Source organism: Variovorax sp. F042, from assembly GCF_057814215.1.
On the sequence record NZ_JBVASX010000002.1, the window covers coordinates 676,957 to 692,230 of the forward strand.

The following is a 15,274-nucleotide window of genomic DNA, read 5'->3' on the forward strand; positions in this document are numbered from 1 at the left end:
TGCTTGAGGTTCAGGCGGTGGGAATGGCTGACGCAAACGCGTCGACGATGCGGCGGATGGGCTCGCGCTTGAGCTTGAGCGCGGCCTGGTTCACCACGAGGCGCGCGCTGATGTCCATGATGCGCTCCACCTCGACGAGGTGGTTGGCCTTGAGCGTGTTGCCGGTCGAGACCAGGTCGACGATGGCGTCGGCCAGGCCCGTGAGCGGTGCCAGCTCCATGCTGCCGTAGAGCTTGATCAGGTCGACGTGCACGCCCTTGCTGGCGAAGAAGTCGCGCGCAAGGCCCACGTACTTGGTGGCCACGCGCAGGCGCGAGCCCTGCTTCACGGCCGAGGCGTAGTCGTAGTCGGCGCGCACGGCCACGCTGAGGCGGCAGGCTGCGATGCGCAGATCGAGCGGCTGGTACAGGCCCTGGTTGCCGTGCTCGAGCAGCACGTCGAGGCCGGTCACGCCGAGGTCGGCGCCGCCGTACTGCACGTAGGTGGGCACGTCGGAGGCGCGCACCAGCACCACGCGCACGTCGGGGCGGGTGGTTTCGAGAATCAGCTTGCGCGACTTCTCGGGGTCTTCGGTGACCTCGATGCCGGCGGCGGCCAGCAGGGGCATCGTCTCTTCGAAGATGCGGCCTTTGGAGAGGGCTAGCGTGATCATGCGGCGGCAGCTCCGGTCAGTCGTTCGATGTCGGCGCCCAGGCCGCGCAGCTTGGACTCCATGCGGTCGTAGCCCCGGTCGAGGTGGTAGATGCGATCGACCAGCGTCTCGCCCTCGGCCACGAGGCCGGCGATGACCAGGCTGGCCGAGGCGCGCAGGTCGGTGGCCATCACGGTAGCGCCCGAGAGCTGCTGCACGCCCTCGACCATCGCCACCTTGCCCTCGACGTGGATGCGTGCGCCCAGGCGCACCATCTCGTTCACGTGCATGAAACGGTTCTCGAAGATGGTCTCGGTGACCATCGAGGCGCCACGCGCGATCACGTTCAGGGCCATGAACTGGGCCTGCATGTCGGTCGGGAAGCCCGGGTACTCGGTGGTGCTGAAGCTCTGCGCCTTCAGGTGTTCGTAGGCGGGGCCCTTGGAGCTGATGCGCACGCCGTCTTTTTCGGAGGCGACGGTGCAGCCCGCGTCGCGCAGCTTGTCGATCACGGCGTCGAGGTGGTCGCCGCGCGCGTGGCGCAGGAAGGCCTCGCCGCCCGCAGCAGCTACGGCGCACAGGAAAGTGCCGGCCTCGATGCGGTCGGCCACCACGGCGTGCTCGCAGCCGCGCAGCTTCTCGACGCCCTGGATGCGGATGTGGCTGGTGCCGTGGCCTTCGATCTTCGCGCCCATGCGGATCAGCATTTCGGCGAGGTCGACGATCTCGGGCTCCTGCGCGGCGTTTTCGAGCAGCGTTTCGCCCTCGGCCAGCGCGGCTGCCATAAGGAAATTCTCGGTGCCGGTGACGGTGACCATGTCGGTCAGGATGCGCGCGCCCTTCAGGCGGGTGCGGCCTTCGGGCAGGCGCGCGACCATGTAGCCGTGCTCGACCACGATCTCGGCGCCCATGGCCTGCAGGCCCTTGATGTGCTGGTCGACCGGCCGCGAGCCGATGGCGCAGCCGCCCGGCAGCGACACCCTGGCATGGCCGAAGCGCGCCAGCAGCGGGCCCAGGGCCAGCACGGAGGCGCGCATGGTCTTGACCAGCTCGTAGGGCGCCTCGGGGTTGCCGAGGTCGCCGGCATTCAGGCGGACCGTGCCGTTGTCGTTGCGCTCGGCCGTCACGCCCATGTTGCGCACCAGCTTGAGCATGGTCGACACGTCCTGCAGGCGCGGCACGTTGTGCAGCGTCACGGGCTGGTCGGTCAGCAGCGCCGCGCACAGCTCGGGCAGCGCGGCGTTCTTGGCGCCGGAAATGAGTACTTCGCCGCGGAGCTCTCGCCCGCCGCGAATCAGAAGTTTGTCCATCGAAGTTCCAGCGAAGTCAGGAGGCCACGAGGGGCCGGGAGTTATTTTTCCACTGCCGCCCATTCGGCCGGCGTGTAGGTCTTCATCGAAAGCGCGTGCACCTCGTCGGTGTGCATTTTCGCACCGAGGGTGGCGTAGACCCGCTGATGGCGCTGGATCGAGCGCTTGCCCTCGAATTCGGCCGAGACGATGGTGGCGTACCAATGTCGGCCATCGCCCTCGAGCGTGATGTGCTCGCACGGGAGATGGGACTGGATCAGGGCCTGGAGTTGTTCGGCGGTCATGGGGTGTGGGAAGAGGCTTTGTTCAGCCCCGGATTTTGTAGCCGATGCGAAGCAGGTGGACGGCAATCGCGCTCACCACCAGCCAGGCGGTGCCGACGATGCCCAGGCTCAGCCAGGGCGAGGCGTCGCTCACGCCGAAGAAGCCGTAGCGGAAGCCGTCGATCATGTAGAAGAACGGGTTCAGGTGGCTCACGCTTTGCCAGAACGGCGGCAGCGAGCCGATCGAATAGAACACGCCCGACAGGAAGGTCATGGGCATGATCAGGAAGTTCTGAAACACCGCCATCTGGTCGAACTTCTCGGCCCAGAGACCGGCGATGAGGCCAAGCGTTCCCAGCATGGCCGAGCCCAGCAGCGCGAACACGATGATCCAGACCGGCGCGACGAAACTCGGCTGCGCGAACAGCACCGTGACGACGAACACGCCGAGCCCCACGGCCAGCCCGCGGATGACGGACGAGCCCACATAGGCGAAGAACCAGCCCCAGTGCGACAGCGGCGTGAGCAGCACGAAGACCAGGTTGCCCATGATTTTGCTCTGGATGATCGACGACGAGCTGTTGGCAAAGGCGTTCTGCAGCACGCTCATCATCACGAGGCCAGGCACCAGGAAGGCCGTGTAGCCGACCGTGCCGTAGACCTTCACGTGGTCTTCGAGCACATGGCCGAACACCATCAGGTACAGCAGTGCGGTGAGCACCGGCGCCCCCACGGTCTGGAAGCCGACCTTCCAGAAGCGCAGCGTCTCCTTGTAGAGCAGCGCGCGCCAACCGGTCACGGCCATCATCGCGCCACCTCCAGCGGGGTTTGCTCGCCGGCCATCAGGTCGATGAACACGTCTTCCAGGTCGGCCTTGCGCATTTCTACGTCTTCCACCGCGACGCCGGCTTCGCGGATCGCGGCCAGCAGTTGTTCGACTTCATGGGCGTTCTGCGCCGGCAGTTGCACGATGCGCCCGGTGATGCGCGCATGCTGGGCAATGGCCCAGGGCAGCATGGCGTCGGTCTTGAAGCGCAGCACGTTGCTCGCGGCCGATTTCAGCAGTTCGCTGGTGCGGTCGAGTGCGATCACGCGGCCCTGCTTGAGCATCGCGATGCGGCTGCACAGCGCCTCGGCCTCTTCGAGGTAGTGGGTGGTGAGCAGCACGGTGCTGCCCTGCTTGTTGAGCCGGGCGACGAACTGCCAGAGCGTCTGGCGCAGTTCGACGTCGACGCCGGCCGTGGGCTCGTCGAGCACGATCACCGGCGGCTTGTGCACCAGCGCCTGTGCCACCAGCACCCGGCGCTTCATGCCGCCCGAGAGCTGGCGCATGTTGGCCGTGGCCTTGTCGGCGAGGCCCAGGCTTTGCAGCAGCTCGTCGATCCAGGCCTCGTTGTTCTTGATGCCGAAGTAGCCCGACTGGATGCGCAGCGATTCGCGCACGTTGAAGAAGGGGTCGAACACCAGCTCCTGCGGCACGATGCCGAGCTGGCGGCGCGCCTGTGCAAAGTCGCGCTGCACGTCGAAGCCATGGACGCTGATGGCGCCGGCCGTGGGCCGCGACAGGCCCGCGAGCATGCTGATCAGGGTGGTCTTGCCCGCGCCGTTCGGGCCGAGCAGGCCGAAGAACTCGCCCGGTTCGATCTGGAAGCTGACCTCGTCGACGGCCTTGAGCCCTGGCTTGCCCTGGGCTTTTTGCTGTCTGGAGGGGGGGTAGGTCTTGGAGACCGATTGAAATGAAATCGCGGGCATGGGAGCCCGCGATTTTAAGGGGCCGTTACTTTTTCAGGGCGCGGCGGGCAAAAGGCCCGCAATGCCATACAGCGCCGCGAGTTCGCGCAAACGAGGCGACAGGCCCTTGACGGAGAAGCCGCGGCCCAGTGCGCTCGACTCGCGCCGGCATTCGAGCAGCACGGCTAGCGCCGAAGAATCGAACTGGGCCAGCGCAGTCGCGTCGACCACGGTGGACGACGAGTCGGCCTGGCCTTTCAGCCCCTGCTGCAGCATGCGCATGCAGGCGGGGGCCTCGTCGTGGGTAAGTCGGGTGGGCAGGACCAGCATCGCGTGCGCCCGGTCAGCCCTTGCCGTTGCCCTTGTTGCGCGCGGCCAGCGCGGCGATCAGGCCGTCGATGCCGCTCTTGTTGATTTCCTGCGCGAACTGGGTGCGGTAGGTATCGACCAGCCACACGCCCAGCACATTCAGGTTGTAGACCTTCCAGCCGGCGCCCTGGCCGGGGGTCTTTTCAAGGCGGTAGTCGAGCTGCACCGGATCACCGCGGCCCTGGACCTCGGTGCGCACCAGCACGTCCTTGTCGTCAGGCGAGCCGCGGAACGGGCGGATGGTGACGGTCTGGTCGGTCACCTGGTCGAGCGCGCCGGCATAAGTGCGCACCAGCAGCGCCTTGAACTCGTCCTGCAGGCGTTTTTGCTGTTCGGGCGTTGCAGTGCGCCAGGCCGGGCCGACTGCCGAGGCCGTCATGCGCTGGAAGTTGACGTTGGGCATGATTTTGCTGTCGACCAGCAGCATGATCTTGTTGACGTCGCCCGACTTGATGGACGAGTCGGCCTTGATCGTTTCGAGCACGTCGGTCGAGAGGCGCTTGACGAGCGCATCAGGCGCTTCATCAGCGGCACGGGCGGGCTGGACGAAGGCGACAGCCGCACCGAACAGCAGGGCACCGGCCAGCACCAGGCGGCCGAGATCGCGACGTTGCAAGGTCTTGTTGTTCATGAAGAGTCCCTCATTCAAGTTTGAAAATCTGCAGGCACCCGAAAAAACCGGGTGCTGAGACAGGAACGGATTCGAGCCCCCTGGGGCCGACCGGGTTCCTGTCCGGGAGGTGAAGCCTTGCAACCGGATGCAAGCAGCGCCCCCTCCTCTTGCGGCTTACTTGTCGCTGCCACCACCGTCACTGCCACCGCCGTCGTCCGGCGGGTTGCCGTCGTAGACCTGGCTGCGGCGGCGCTGCAGGAACGCATCGCGCGTGAACGAATACTTGTCGAGCGCCGCATCGCCGAGCAGGCGGCTTGCGCGCAGGTATTGCGAGCGCGTGTCGACGATGCGCAGCACCGTCAGCGAATTGCGCCAGGGGATGTCTTCCACATGGCCCAGCGGGTCGCCGTACATGTCGAGCGGCTTGGCCGCGGTGTCGCGCAGTGTCGAGGAGCCCAGCAGCGGCAGCACGACGTACGGGCCCGGGCCCACGCCCCAGTAGCCCAGCGTCTGGCCGAAGTCTTCCTCGTGGCGGGGAATGCCGGCCTCGGTCGCAACGTCCAGCAGGCCGCCGAGCCCGAAGAAGGTGTTGACGTTCAGGCGCATGAATGTCTCGGCGCTGTTCTGCAGCTTGAGCTGGGCCACGTTGTTGGCCAGGCTCCAGACATCGCCGATGTTGCCGAAGAAGTTGTTCACGCCGGTGCGCACCATCGAAGGCAGCGCCTTCTGGTAGGCCGTCGCCACGGGAACGAGCACTGCGTCGTCAACGGTGTCGTTGAAGCGCGAGACCCCGCGGTTGAACGGCTCGAGAGGGTCGGCCGGATTGGCGTTGGGTCCGGTGGCGCAACCGGCCACCAGTGCAAGAAAAGCTGCGGCGCCCACCCAACGGGCGCGAATTGCTACGTTATTCATAGCAGAAGACAAAAAAGATCGTGTTTTCATTTCTTGTTGGCTGTTCCAGGCGTCGAATTGCCTTCGGCTGCCTTGCTGTACAGAAACTGGCTGATCAGGTTTTCAAGCACCACGGCCGATTGGGTCGAGGTGATGGTGTCGCCGGCCTGCAAGTTCTTGTCCTCGGCGCCCGCTTCGATCCCGATGTACTGCTCGCCGAGCAGGCCACTGGTCAGGATCTTGAGCGAACTGTCCTTGGGAAAACTGTAGCGGTTTTGCAAAGCCAGCGTGACGTCGGCCTGAAAGGACTTGTCGTTGAAGGAGATGGACTCCACGCGGCCGACCACAACCCCCGCGCTCTTCACAGCGGTTTGCGGCTTGAGCCCGCCGATGTTGTCGAAGCGCGCGGTCACCGCATAGGTCTTCTGGAAATTCAGGCTCAGCAGGTTGGCCGACTGCAGCGCGAGAAACAGCAGCGCCGCAGCGCCGATCAGGACGAACAGGCCGACCCAGATGTCGTTGTTGGAACGTTGCATGGTTTGACTCTCTGTCTAGAACGATGGAGGCCGAGCCTCTTTAGATACTGAACATCATGGCGGTGAGCAGGAAGTCCAGCCCCAGCACCGCCAGCGATGCCGACACCACGGTTCGCGTGGTCGCACGCGACACGCCTTCGGGCGTGGGCTGGGCCTCATAGCCCTGCAGCAGCGCAATGAAGGTCACGGTGAAGCCGAAGACGATGCTCTTGATGACGCCGTTGCCGACGTCGCGCCACACGTCGACGCCGCCCTGCATCTGGCCCCAGAACGCGCCCGGGTCGACGCCCAGCATCAGCACGCCCACCACGTAGCCGCCCATGATGCCGACCGCGCTGAACACCGCCGCCAGCAGCGGCATGGTGATGACGCCGGCCCAGAAGCGCGGCGCGAGGATGCGCTGCACCGGGTCGACCGCCATCATCTCCATGGCACTCAGCTGCTCGTCGGCCTTCATGAGACCGATCTCCGCGGTGAGCGACGTCCCCGCGCGCCCGGTGAACAGCAAGGCCGCCACCACGGGCCCGAGCTCGCGCACCAGGCTCAGCGTGACCAGCAGGCCGAGCGCTTCGGAAGAGCCGTAGCGCTGCAGCGCGTAGTACATCTGCAGCCCGAGCACGAAGCCCACGAACAGCCCCGACACGCCGATGATCGCGAGCGAGTAGTTGCCCAAAAAATGGATCTGGTCACGCACCAGCCCGAAGCGGCGCATGATCTGCGCGCCCGGGCCGACCAGGCGCATGAACAGCTTCGCGCCATAGCCCAGGTTGGCCAGATGGCGGCGCACGCCGAAGCCGACGTCGGCAGGCTTCCACCAGCTCATGAGCGCCCTCCTTCGACATTGCCGAAGTCGTCCTCGATGCTGACGCCCGGGTAATGGAAACGCACTGGCCCGTCGGGCAACGCATTGACGAACTGATGGACCAGCGGGTCGGCGCTGTGGCGCACTTCGTCGGGCGTGCCCTGTGCAGCGATGCCGCCGTTGGCCAGGATGATCACGTGGTCGGCGATGCGGAAGGTTTCTTCGAGATCGTGCGACACGATGATGCTGGTGAGCCCCAGCGTGTCGTTGAGCTGGCGGATCAGGCGCGCGGCGGTGCCGAGCGAGATCGGGTCGAGGCCGGCGAAAGGCTCGTCGTACATCACGAGGTCGGGGTCGAGCGCAATGGCACGCGCCAGCGCCACGCGCCGCGCCATACCTCCAGACACCTCGCTGGGCATCAGGTCGCGCGCGCCGCGCAGGCCGACGGCGTCGAGCTTCATGAGCACCACGTCGCGTACCAGCGCTTCGGAGAGTTGTGTGTGCTCGCGCAGCGGAAACGCCACGTTGTCGAACACGGTCATGTCGGTGAACAGCGCGCCGAACTGGAAGAGCATGCCCATGCGGCGCCGCGCCGCGTAGAGCGCGGTTGCATCGAACTTGCCGACATCCTGGCCGTCGAAGAGCACCTCGCCACGCTGGGCCTTCTGCTGCCCGCCGATAAGGCGCAGCACCGTGGTCTTGCCACCGCCCGATGCTCCCATCAGGGCCGTTACCTTGCCTCGCGGCACGGAGAACGAAACGCCGTCGAGGATGGCGCGTGCACCATAGCCGAACGTGACGTCGCGGAACTCTACGAAGGGATGTGGCAGTGGTGCGGCTGGGTCCATCTCAATAAAAAAGCCGGGCGCTTTTTCAAGCATCCCGGCATGCGGTTTGACGCGGATGATAACGGGGCCGTGACCGGCCCCGCGAAATTGAAACAAAATTCAGCGCGGCAGGTCGCTGAACCCCATCAGGAACTCATCCACCGAGCGCGCGGCCTGGCGGCCTTCACGAATGGCCCACACCACCAGCGACTGTCCACGGCGGATGTCGCCGGCGGCAAAAACCTTCGGAATGTTGGTGACATAGCCGCCGATGAAGTCGACCGTGGCCTTGGCGTTGCCGCGGGCATCCTTCTCCACGCCAAAGGCGTCGAGCACGGTGGCAACGGGGCTGATGAAGCCCATCGCGAGCAGCACCAGGTCGGCCTTGAGGATCTGCTCGCTGCCGGCCACTTCCTGCATCTTGCCGTCCTTCCATTCGACACGAACGGTCTTCAGGCCAGTGACCTTGCCCTTTTCGCCGATGAATTCCTTGGTGGAGATCGCGAACTCGCGCTCGCAGCCCTCTTCATGGCTGGAGCTGGTGCGCAGCTTGATCGGCCAGTACGGCCAGGTCAGCGGGCGGTTTTCTTCCTCGGGCGGCTGGGGCATCAGCTCGAACTGCGTGACGCTGACCGCGCCATGGCGGTTGCTGGTGCCCACGCAGTCGGAGCCGGTGTCGCCACCGCCGATGACGATCACGTGCTTGCCGTCGGCGCGCAACTGGCCCTTGACCTTGTCGCCCGCGTTGACGCGGTTTTGCTGCGGCAGGAACTCCATCGCGAAATGGATGCCGTCGAGGTCGCGGCCGGGCACCGGCAGGTCGCGCGATTGCTCTGCACCGCCCGTGAGCAGCACGGCATCGAATTCTTTTTGCAGTTGCTCAGGCGTGACGGTTTCCTTGGCCAGGTTCGTGACCTTGGAGCCCTTGCCCAGCGGGTCCTTCGCGGCGCCGACCATCACGCCGGTGCGGAAGGTCACACCTTCGGCCTTCATCTGCTCGACGCGGCGGTCGATGTGCGACTTCTCCATCTTGAAGTCGGGAATGCCGTAGCGCAGCAGGCCGCCGATGCGGTCGTTCTTCTCGAACAGCGTCACGTCGTGGCCGGCGCGCGCGAGTTGCTGCGCAGCCGCCATGCCGGCCGGGCCCGAACCCACCACCGCCACCTTCTTGCCGGTCTTGTGCTTGGCGACGCGCGGCGCCACCCAGCCTTCGTCCCAGGCGCGGTCGATGATCGCGTGCTCCAGCGACTTGATGCCGACCGCGTCGTCGTTCACGTTGAGCACGCAGGCTGCCTCGCAGGGCGCGGGGCAGATGCGGCCGGTGAACTCGGGGAAGTTGTTGGTCGAGTCGAGCACCGCGAAGGCGTTTTGCCAGTCGTTGCGGTACACGAGGTCGTTGAAGTCCGGAATGATGTTGTTGACCGGGCAGCCGCTGTTGCAGAACGGCGTGCCGCAGTCCATGCAGCGCGCGCCCTGCACCTTGGCCTGTTCGGTGTTCAGGCCGACGACGAATTCCTTGTAGTGCTTGACGCGCTCTTCGATGGGCTTGTAGCCCTCTTCGACACGCTCATGCTCCATGAAGCCGGTGATCTTTCCCATCGTGCTTTCCTTTGTTCTCTGTACTCGTGGGCGCTCAGACCGAAGCCGGGGCCGTTTGCGGTGCGGGGGCCAGCGCGTGCGGCTCGAGGCCGATGTGCGCGTTGTTGCCGCTGCTGGTGAGTTCGACCTTGCGGTCGTGCAGCTCGGCCAGCGCGCGCTTGTATTCGTTCGGGAACACCTTCACGAACTTCGTGCGCGACACGGCCCAGTTGTCGAGCAGCTCGCGTGCGCGCTTGCTGCCGGTCCAGCGGTGGTGCTCTTCGAGCAACTTCTTCAGCTGCGCTTCGTCGGTGACGCCGCCGTGCCAGATCTTGCGATGCACGCTCGCGGTCTGCTCGGCCGAGGTCAGCACCTTGTCGAGCGAAACCATCGAGAGGTTGCAGCGCGTGGCGAACTGGCCGTCTTCGTCGTAGACGAAAGCAACGCCGCCGCTCATGCCGGCCGCGAAGTTGCGGCCCGTCTTGCCGAGCACGGCCACCGTGCCGCCGGTCATGTATTCGCAACCGTGGTCGCCGGTGCCTTCGATGACCGCCGTGGCGCCCGACAGGCGCACAGCGAAGCGCTCGCCGGCCACGCCGCACAGGTAGGCCTCGCCGGTGGTCGCACCGTACAGCGCGGTGTTGCCGACGATGGTGTTGCGCACCGCTTCGCCGCGGAAGTCGAGGCTGGGGCGCACCACCACGCGGCCGCCCGAAAGGCCCTTGCCGGTGTAGTCGTTGGCGTCGCCGATCAGGTACAGCGTGATGCCGCGCGCCAGGAAGGCGCCGAACGACTGCCCACCCGTGCCTTCGAGCTGGATGCGGATCGAGTCATCGGGCAGGCCCTGCGGATGCACCTTGGTCAGCGCGCCCGAGAGCATTGCGCCCACCGAGCGGTTGACGTTGCGCGCCACCTCGATGAACTGCACCTTCTCGCCCTTGTCGATGGCGGGACGCGACTTCTCGATGAGCTTCACGTCCAGTGCCTTGTCGAGGCCGTGGTCCTGGTTCTCGACATGGAAGCGCGGCACGTCGGCCGGCACGTTCGGCAGTGCGAACAGGCGGCTGAAGTCCAGGCCCGAAGCCTTCCAGTGCTCGATGCCCTTGCGCATGTCGAGCAGGTCGGCGCGGCCGATCAGGTCGTCGAACTTGCGGATGCCGAGCTGGGCCATGATCTGGCGCACTTCCTCGGCAACGAAGAAGAAGTAGTTGACGACGTGCTCGGGCTTGCCCGAGAACTTCTTGCGCAGCACCGGGTCTTGCGTGGCCACGCCCACCGGGCAGGTGTTCAGGTGGCACTTGCGCATCATGATGCAGCCCTCGACCACCAGCGGCGCGGTCGCAAAGCCGAACTCGTCGGCGCCCAGCAGCGCGCCGATGGCGACGTCGCGGCCGGTCTTCATCTGGCCGTCGGCCTGCACGCGGATGCGGCTGCGCAGGCGGTTGAGCACCAGCGTCTGCTGCGTTTCGGCCAGGCCGATTTCCCACGGGCTGCCAGCGTGCTTGATCGACGACCATGGCGAAGCGCCCGTGCCGCCGTCATGGCCGGCGATCACGACGTGGTCGCTCTTGCACTTGGCCACGCCGGCCGCGATGGTGCCGACGCCGATCTCGCTCACCAGCTTCACGCTGATGCTGGCGTGCGGCGCGGTGTTCTTCAGGTCGTGAATGAGCTGCGCCAGGTCTTCGATCGAGTAGATGTCGTGGTGCGGCGGCGGCGAGATGAGGCCCACGCCCGGCACGGCATAGCGCTGCTTGCCGATGTACTCGGTGACCTTGCCGCCCGGGAGCTGACCGCCCTCGCCCGGCTTGGCGCCCTGCGCCATCTTGATCTGGATCTGGTCGGCCGAATGCAGGTACTCGGCCGTGACGCCGAAGCGGCCCGATGCAACCTGCTTGATGCGCGAACGCAGCGAGTCGCCGTCCTTCAGCGGCAGGTCGACCTCGACGTTCTCGGCACCGATCACACTCTTGAGCGTGTCGCCCAACTTGATCGGGATGCCCTTGAGCTCGTTGCGGTAGCGCGCCGGGTCTTCACCGCCTTCGCCGGTGTTGCTCTTGCCGCCGATGCGGTTCATGGCAATGGCGAGCGTGGAGTGCGCCTCGGTGCTGATCGAGCCGAGCGACATCGCGCCGGTGGCGAAGCGCTTGACGATATCGGCAGCGGATTCGACTTCGTCCACCGGAATGGCCTTGGCCGGATCGATCTTGAACTCGAACAGGCCGCGCAGCGTGAGGTGGCGGCGGTTCTGGTCGTTGATGAGCTGCGCGTATTCCTTGTACGTGTTCCAGTTGTTGGAGCGCGTGCTGTGCTGCAGCTTGGCGATGGCGTCGGGCGTCCACATGTGCTCTTCGCCGCGCGTGCGCCAAGCGTATTCGCCGCCGGCGTCGAGCATGTTGGAGAGCACCGGATCGTCGCCGAAAGCGGCCTTGTGCATGCGGATGGCTTCCTCGGCGATCTCGAAGACGCCGATGCCTTCCACGCGGCTGGCGGTGCCGGTGAAGTACTTGTTCACCGTCTCGCTGTTCAGGCCGATGGCTTCGAACAGCTGCGCGCCGCAATAGCTCATGTAGGTGCTGACACCCATCTTCGACATGATCTTCGACAGACCCTTGCCGATGGCCTTGACGTAGTTGTAGACCGCCTTGTCGGCGCTCAGGTCGCCCGGCAGGTCGGCGTGCATGGCCGCGAGCGTTTCCATGGCGAGGTAGGGGTGCACGGCTTCGGCGCCGTAGCCCGCCAGCACGCCGAAGTGATGCACTTCGCGCGCCGACCCGGTTTCGACGACGAGACCGGCGGTGGTGCGCAGGCCTTCGCGAACGAGGTACTGGTGCACGGCCGACAGCGCCAGCACGGCGGGAATGGCCACCTGCGTCGGGCTCACGCCGCGGTCGCTCACGATCAGGATGTTGTGGCCGCCCTTGATGGCGTCCACCGCTTCGGCGCACAGCGAGGCCAGCTTGGCTTCGACGCCTTCGTCGCCCCAGGCGAGCGGGTAGGTGATGTCGAGCGCATAGCTCTTGAACTTGCCCTGCGTGTACTTGCCGATGTCGCGCAGCTTCGCCATGTCGGCGAAGTCGAGGATCGGCTGGCTCACTTCGAGCCGCATCGGCGGGTTGACTTGGTTGATGTCCAGCAGGTTGGGCTTGGGGCCGATGAAGGACACCAGCGACATCACGATGGCTTCGCGGATCGGGTCGATCGGCGGATTCGTCACCTGCGCGAACAGCTGCTTGAAGTAGTTGTACAGCGGCTTGTTCTTGCTCGAGAGCACGGCCAGCGGGCTGTCGTTGCCCATGGAGCCGATGCCTTCTTCGCCGGCCTGGGCCATCGGGCTCATCAGGAACTTGATGTCTTCCTGGGTGTAGCCGAAGGCCTGCTGGCGGTCGAGCAGCGCGACCTGGCTCAGCGGCGCGGAGACCGGCTCGGCCTTCACGCTGTCGAGCTTGATGCGCAGGTTCTCGATCCACTGCTTGTAGGGCTTGCTGTTGGCGAGGGTGGCCTTGACCTCCTCGTCGTCGATCATGCGGCCCTGCTCCAGGTCGATGAGGAACATCTTGCCGGGCTGCAGGCGCCACTTGCGCACGATCTTCTGCTCGGGCACGGGCAGCACGCCCGATTCCGACGCCATGATGACCAGGTCGTCGTCGGTCACGCAGTAGCGCGAGGGGCGCAGGCCGTTGCGGTCGAGCGTGGCGCCGATCTGGCGGCCGTCGGTGAAGACAATGGAGGCCGGGCCGTCCCACGGCTCGAGCATGGCGGCGTGGTATTCATAGAACGCGCGGCGGCGCGGGTCCATGGTGGCGTGCTGTTCCCAGGGCTCGGGAATCATCATCATCACGGCCTGGCTGATGGGGTAGCCGGCCATCGTCAGCAGCTCGAGGCAGTTGTCGAAGGTGGCGGTGTCGGACTGGCCGGCAAAGCTGATGGGGTACAGCTTCTGCAGGTCGGCGCCGAGCACGGGCGAGGACATCACGCCTTCGCGTGCCTTCATCCAGTTGTAGTTGCCCTTGACCGTGTTGATTTCGCCGTTGTGGGCGACATAGCGGTACGGGTGGGCCAGCGGCCACTCGGGGAAGGTATTGGTCGAGAAGCGCTGGTGCACCAGGCCCAGGGCCGAGACGCAGCGCTTGTCCTGCAGGTCGAGGTAGTAGGTGCCGACCTGGTCGGCCAGCAGCAGGCCCTTGTAGACCACGGTGCGGCTCGACATGCTGGGAACGTAGTATTCCTTGCTGTGCTTGAGCTTCAGGCGCTGGATGTTGGCGCTGGCGGTCTTGCGGATCACGTAGAGCTTGCGCTCCAGCGCGTCCTGCACGATCACGTCGTTGCCGCGGCCGATGAAGACCTGGCGCAGCAGCGGTTCCTTTTCGCGCACGGTGGGCGACATGGGCATGTCGCGGTTGACCGGCACATCGCGCCAGCCGAGCAGCACCTGGCCTTCGGCCTTGATGGCGCGTTCCATCTCTTGTTCGCAGGCTTCGCGCGAGGCGTGTTCCTTCGGCAGGAAGATCATGCCGACGCCGTATTCGCCCGGCGGGGGCAGCGTGACGCCCTGCTTCGCCATTTCTTCGCGGTACAGGTGGTCAGGCAGCTGGATCAGGATGCCGGCGCCGTCGCCCATCAGCTTGTCAGCGCCCACTGCGCCGCGATGGTCGAGGTTTTCGAGGATCTTCAAGCCCTGCAGCACGATGGCATGGCTTTTTTCGCCCTTGATATGTGCAACGAAGCCGACGCCGCAGGCATCGTGCTCGTCGGCACCGGAATACAGACCGTGTTCTTGGAGATGTTGAATCTCGGCAGCCGTCGTCATGGGCGCGCTCCTTCAGTTTTCGCAGGGAAAGGGAGCATATTGCGATGCACAAAGAATGCCAAACACTTTAATAGGGGTCAGATTCTTATTAAATGTTGAGTTTTCTTCTCGGAATTAAATTAGGGACATATCAAAAACAGGAGCAAAAAGACCAGACAGCACAATAGATTGGCGCTGCTTTTCAGCTCAGGATGAGGTGTTCGAAGGCGGCCGGCCGGCCTTGGCTTTGACCACGCGGCGGTCGGTGGACTTCTGCAGACCATCGAGAAAATCGTCGTCACCGGCAGCCCAGCCGCGCAAGGTGGCTTCGGTCAGCGCGCTCTGGTCGGCCGCGCGTACCCCGCCGCGCACCAACTCGACATACGCAGCCTCCCGCGCGAACGGCGTGTTGCCGAGCTCCCAGTACAGCGGATGGGGCGTCAGCAGCCGGTCATGCCGCAGGCCGGCGTAGTGGCCGTGGCTGGACCATGGGAAGTCGCGCGCATCGACCGCCACGCCCGCCCGCACTGGATTGAGGTCGATGTAGGCCATGCAGGTCAGCAGGTAGCGGTCGGTCTGGATCAACGTCGACCGGTAGCGCCCCTCCCACAGCGTGCCGCTGCGGCCGTGGCGGTCGTTGAAGTAGCGCACGTAGCTGCGGCCTACCGATTGCATGAACTGCGGCAGGCCGGTGGTGCTGTTGGGCGTGGCCAGCAGATGAAAGTGGTTGTCCATCAGCACATAGGCATGCAGCGCGATACCGAAGCGCGTGGCGTTTTCGGCCAGCAGCGCGAGCAGCTTCTCGTGATCCGCGCGGTCCATGAAGATCGGCTGGCGGTTATTGCCGCGCTGGATCACGTGGTGCGGCATGTCGGCCAGCGTGAGACGGGGAAGACGGGCCATGGGGTCTGCAGACGCGAGTTGCGCGCCGGCG

The 15,274-nt window shown here is 65.5% G+C and carries 14 protein-coding genes; all 14 read right to left on the minus strand.

Annotation, left to right across the window (positions count from 1 at the left end; genetic code table 11):
* Positions 1 to 10 precede the first annotated feature (10 nt).
* Positions 11 to 652: an ATP phosphoribosyltransferase gene (gene hisG / locus ACZYSP_RS11670; protein WP_093048604.1), complete on the minus strand. Its 642-nt coding sequence runs from the start codon at positions 650 to 652 to the stop codon at positions 11 to 13.
* Positions 649 to 1,941, minus strand: coding sequence for a UDP-N-acetylglucosamine 1-carboxyvinyltransferase (murA, locus tag ACZYSP_RS11675; RefSeq protein ID WP_489014223.1), 1,293 nt, complete (start codon positions 1,939 to 1,941; stop codon positions 649 to 651). Before murA ends, hisG begins: the two co-directional genes overlap by 4 nt.
* Before the next feature lie 41 nt (positions 1,942 to 1,982).
* Positions 1,983 to 2,225 (minus strand): BolA family protein, encoded by a 243-nt coding sequence (locus tag ACZYSP_RS11680; RefSeq protein WP_093048598.1) that lies wholly within the window; start codon positions 2,223 to 2,225, stop codon positions 1,983 to 1,985.
* Positions 2,226 to 2,247: 22 nt separating this feature from the next.
* The gene (locus ACZYSP_RS11685) at positions 2,248 to 3,003 is read right to left on the minus strand and encodes an ABC transporter permease (RefSeq protein ID WP_093173222.1); all 756 of its coding nucleotides are present in this window, start codon (positions 3,001 to 3,003) and stop codon (positions 2,248 to 2,250) included.
* 5 nt (positions 3,004 to 3,008) lie between these two features.
* A complete protein-coding gene (locus ACZYSP_RS11690; RefSeq protein ID WP_093048586.1) occupies positions 3,009 to 3,956 on the minus strand; it encodes an ABC transporter ATP-binding protein in 948 nt (315 codons plus the stop codon).
* 33 nt (positions 3,957 to 3,989) lie between these two features.
* A complete protein-coding gene (locus ACZYSP_RS11695; protein ID WP_093048583.1) occupies positions 3,990 to 4,265 on the minus strand; it encodes an STAS domain-containing protein in 276 nt (91 codons plus the stop codon).
* Between the two features lie 13 nt (positions 4,266 to 4,278).
* A complete protein-coding gene (locus ACZYSP_RS11700) occupies positions 4,279 to 4,935 on the minus strand; it encodes an MlaC/ttg2D family ABC transporter substrate-binding protein (protein WP_093048580.1) in 657 nt (218 codons plus the stop codon).
* Between the two features lie 156 nt (positions 4,936 to 5,091).
* Positions 5,092 to 5,829: an MlaA family lipoprotein gene (locus tag ACZYSP_RS11705; protein ID WP_426391657.1), complete on the minus strand. Its 738-nt coding sequence runs from the start codon at positions 5,827 to 5,829 to the stop codon at positions 5,092 to 5,094.
* Positions 5,830 to 5,855: 26 nt separating this feature from the next.
* Positions 5,856 to 6,344 carry an outer membrane lipid asymmetry maintenance protein MlaD gene (mlaD, locus tag ACZYSP_RS11710; RefSeq protein ID WP_489014227.1) on the minus strand — a complete coding sequence of 163 codons (489 nt, stop codon included), beginning with the start codon at positions 6,342 to 6,344 and terminating at the stop codon, positions 5,856 to 5,858.
* 40 nt (positions 6,345 to 6,384) lie between these two features.
* Positions 6,385 to 7,167, minus strand: a complete 783-nt coding sequence (mlaE, locus tag ACZYSP_RS11715) for a lipid asymmetry maintenance ABC transporter permease subunit MlaE (protein WP_093048571.1) — start codon at positions 7,165 to 7,167, stop codon at positions 6,385 to 6,387.
* On the minus strand, positions 7,164 to 8,027 hold the full coding sequence (locus ACZYSP_RS11720; protein ID WP_489014230.1) for an ABC transporter ATP-binding protein: 864 nt from the start codon (positions 8,025 to 8,027) through the stop codon (positions 7,164 to 7,166). The genes mlaE and ACZYSP_RS11720 overlap by 4 nt, the downstream gene beginning before the upstream one ends.
* A gap of 66 nt (positions 8,028 to 8,093) precedes the next feature.
* Positions 8,094 to 9,572 carry a glutamate synthase subunit beta gene (locus ACZYSP_RS11725; protein WP_093048566.1) on the minus strand — a complete coding sequence of 493 codons (1,479 nt, stop codon included), beginning with the start codon at positions 9,570 to 9,572 and terminating at the stop codon, positions 8,094 to 8,096.
* A gap of 34 nt (positions 9,573 to 9,606) precedes the next feature.
* The gene (locus ACZYSP_RS11730; RefSeq protein ID WP_093172484.1) at positions 9,607 to 14,361 is read right to left on the minus strand and encodes a glutamate synthase-related protein; all 4,755 of its coding nucleotides are present in this window, start codon (positions 14,359 to 14,361) and stop codon (positions 9,607 to 9,609) included.
* A gap of 186 nt (positions 14,362 to 14,547) precedes the next feature.
* Complete coding sequence (locus tag ACZYSP_RS11735) at positions 14,548 to 15,243, minus strand: transposase (RefSeq protein WP_489014233.1); 696 nt, start codon at positions 15,241 to 15,243, stop codon at positions 14,548 to 14,550.
* Positions 15,244 to 15,274 lie beyond the last annotated feature (31 nt).

What these genes read in the sequence shown, in the direction of transcription:
- hisG (WP_093048604.1), bottom strand. Translation starts at nt 652, where the DNA reads ATGATCACGCTAGCCCTCTCCAAAGGCCGCATCTTCGAAGAGACGATG.
- murA (WP_489014223.1), bottom strand. Translation starts at nt 1,941, where the DNA reads ATGGACAAACTTCTGATTCGCGGCGGGCGAGAGCTCCGCGGCGAAGTA.
- ACZYSP_RS11680 (WP_093048598.1), bottom strand. Translation starts at nt 2,225, where the DNA reads ATGACCGCCGAACAACTCCAGGCCCTGATCCAGTCCCATCTCCCGTGC.
- ACZYSP_RS11690 (WP_093048586.1), bottom strand. Translation starts at nt 3,956, where the DNA reads ATGCCCGCGATTTCATTTCAATCGGTCTCCAAGACCTACCCCCCCTCC.
- ACZYSP_RS11695 (WP_093048583.1), bottom strand. Translation starts at nt 4,265, where the DNA reads ATGCTGGTCCTGCCCACCCGACTTACCCACGACGAGGCCCCCGCCTGC.
- ACZYSP_RS11700 (WP_093048580.1), bottom strand. Translation starts at nt 4,935, where the DNA reads ATGAACAACAAGACCTTGCAACGTCGCGATCTCGGCCGCCTGGTGCTG.
- ACZYSP_RS11705 (WP_426391657.1), bottom strand. Translation starts at nt 5,829, where the DNA reads ATGAATAACGTAGCAATTCGCGCCCGTTGGGTGGGCGCCGCAGCTTTT.
- mlaD (WP_489014227.1), bottom strand. Translation starts at nt 6,344, where the DNA reads ATGCAACGTTCCAACAACGACATCTGGGTCGGCCTGTTCGTCCTGATC.
- mlaE (WP_093048571.1), bottom strand. Translation starts at nt 7,167, where the DNA reads ATGAGCTGGTGGAAGCCTGCCGACGTCGGCTTCGGCGTGCGCCGCCAT.
- ACZYSP_RS11720 (WP_489014230.1), bottom strand. Translation starts at nt 8,027, where the DNA reads ATGCTTGAAAAAGCGCCCGGCTTTTTTATTGAGATGGACCCAGCCGCA.
- ACZYSP_RS11725 (WP_093048566.1), bottom strand. Translation starts at nt 9,572, where the DNA reads ATGGGAAAGATCACCGGCTTCATGGAGCATGAGCGTGTCGAAGAGGGC.
- ACZYSP_RS11730 (WP_093172484.1), bottom strand. Translation starts at nt 14,361, where the DNA reads ATGACGACGGCTGCCGAGATTCAACATCTCCAAGAACACGGTCTGTAT.
- ACZYSP_RS11735 (WP_489014233.1), bottom strand. Translation starts at nt 15,243, where the DNA reads ATGGCCCGTCTTCCCCGTCTCACGCTGGCCGACATGCCGCACCACGTG.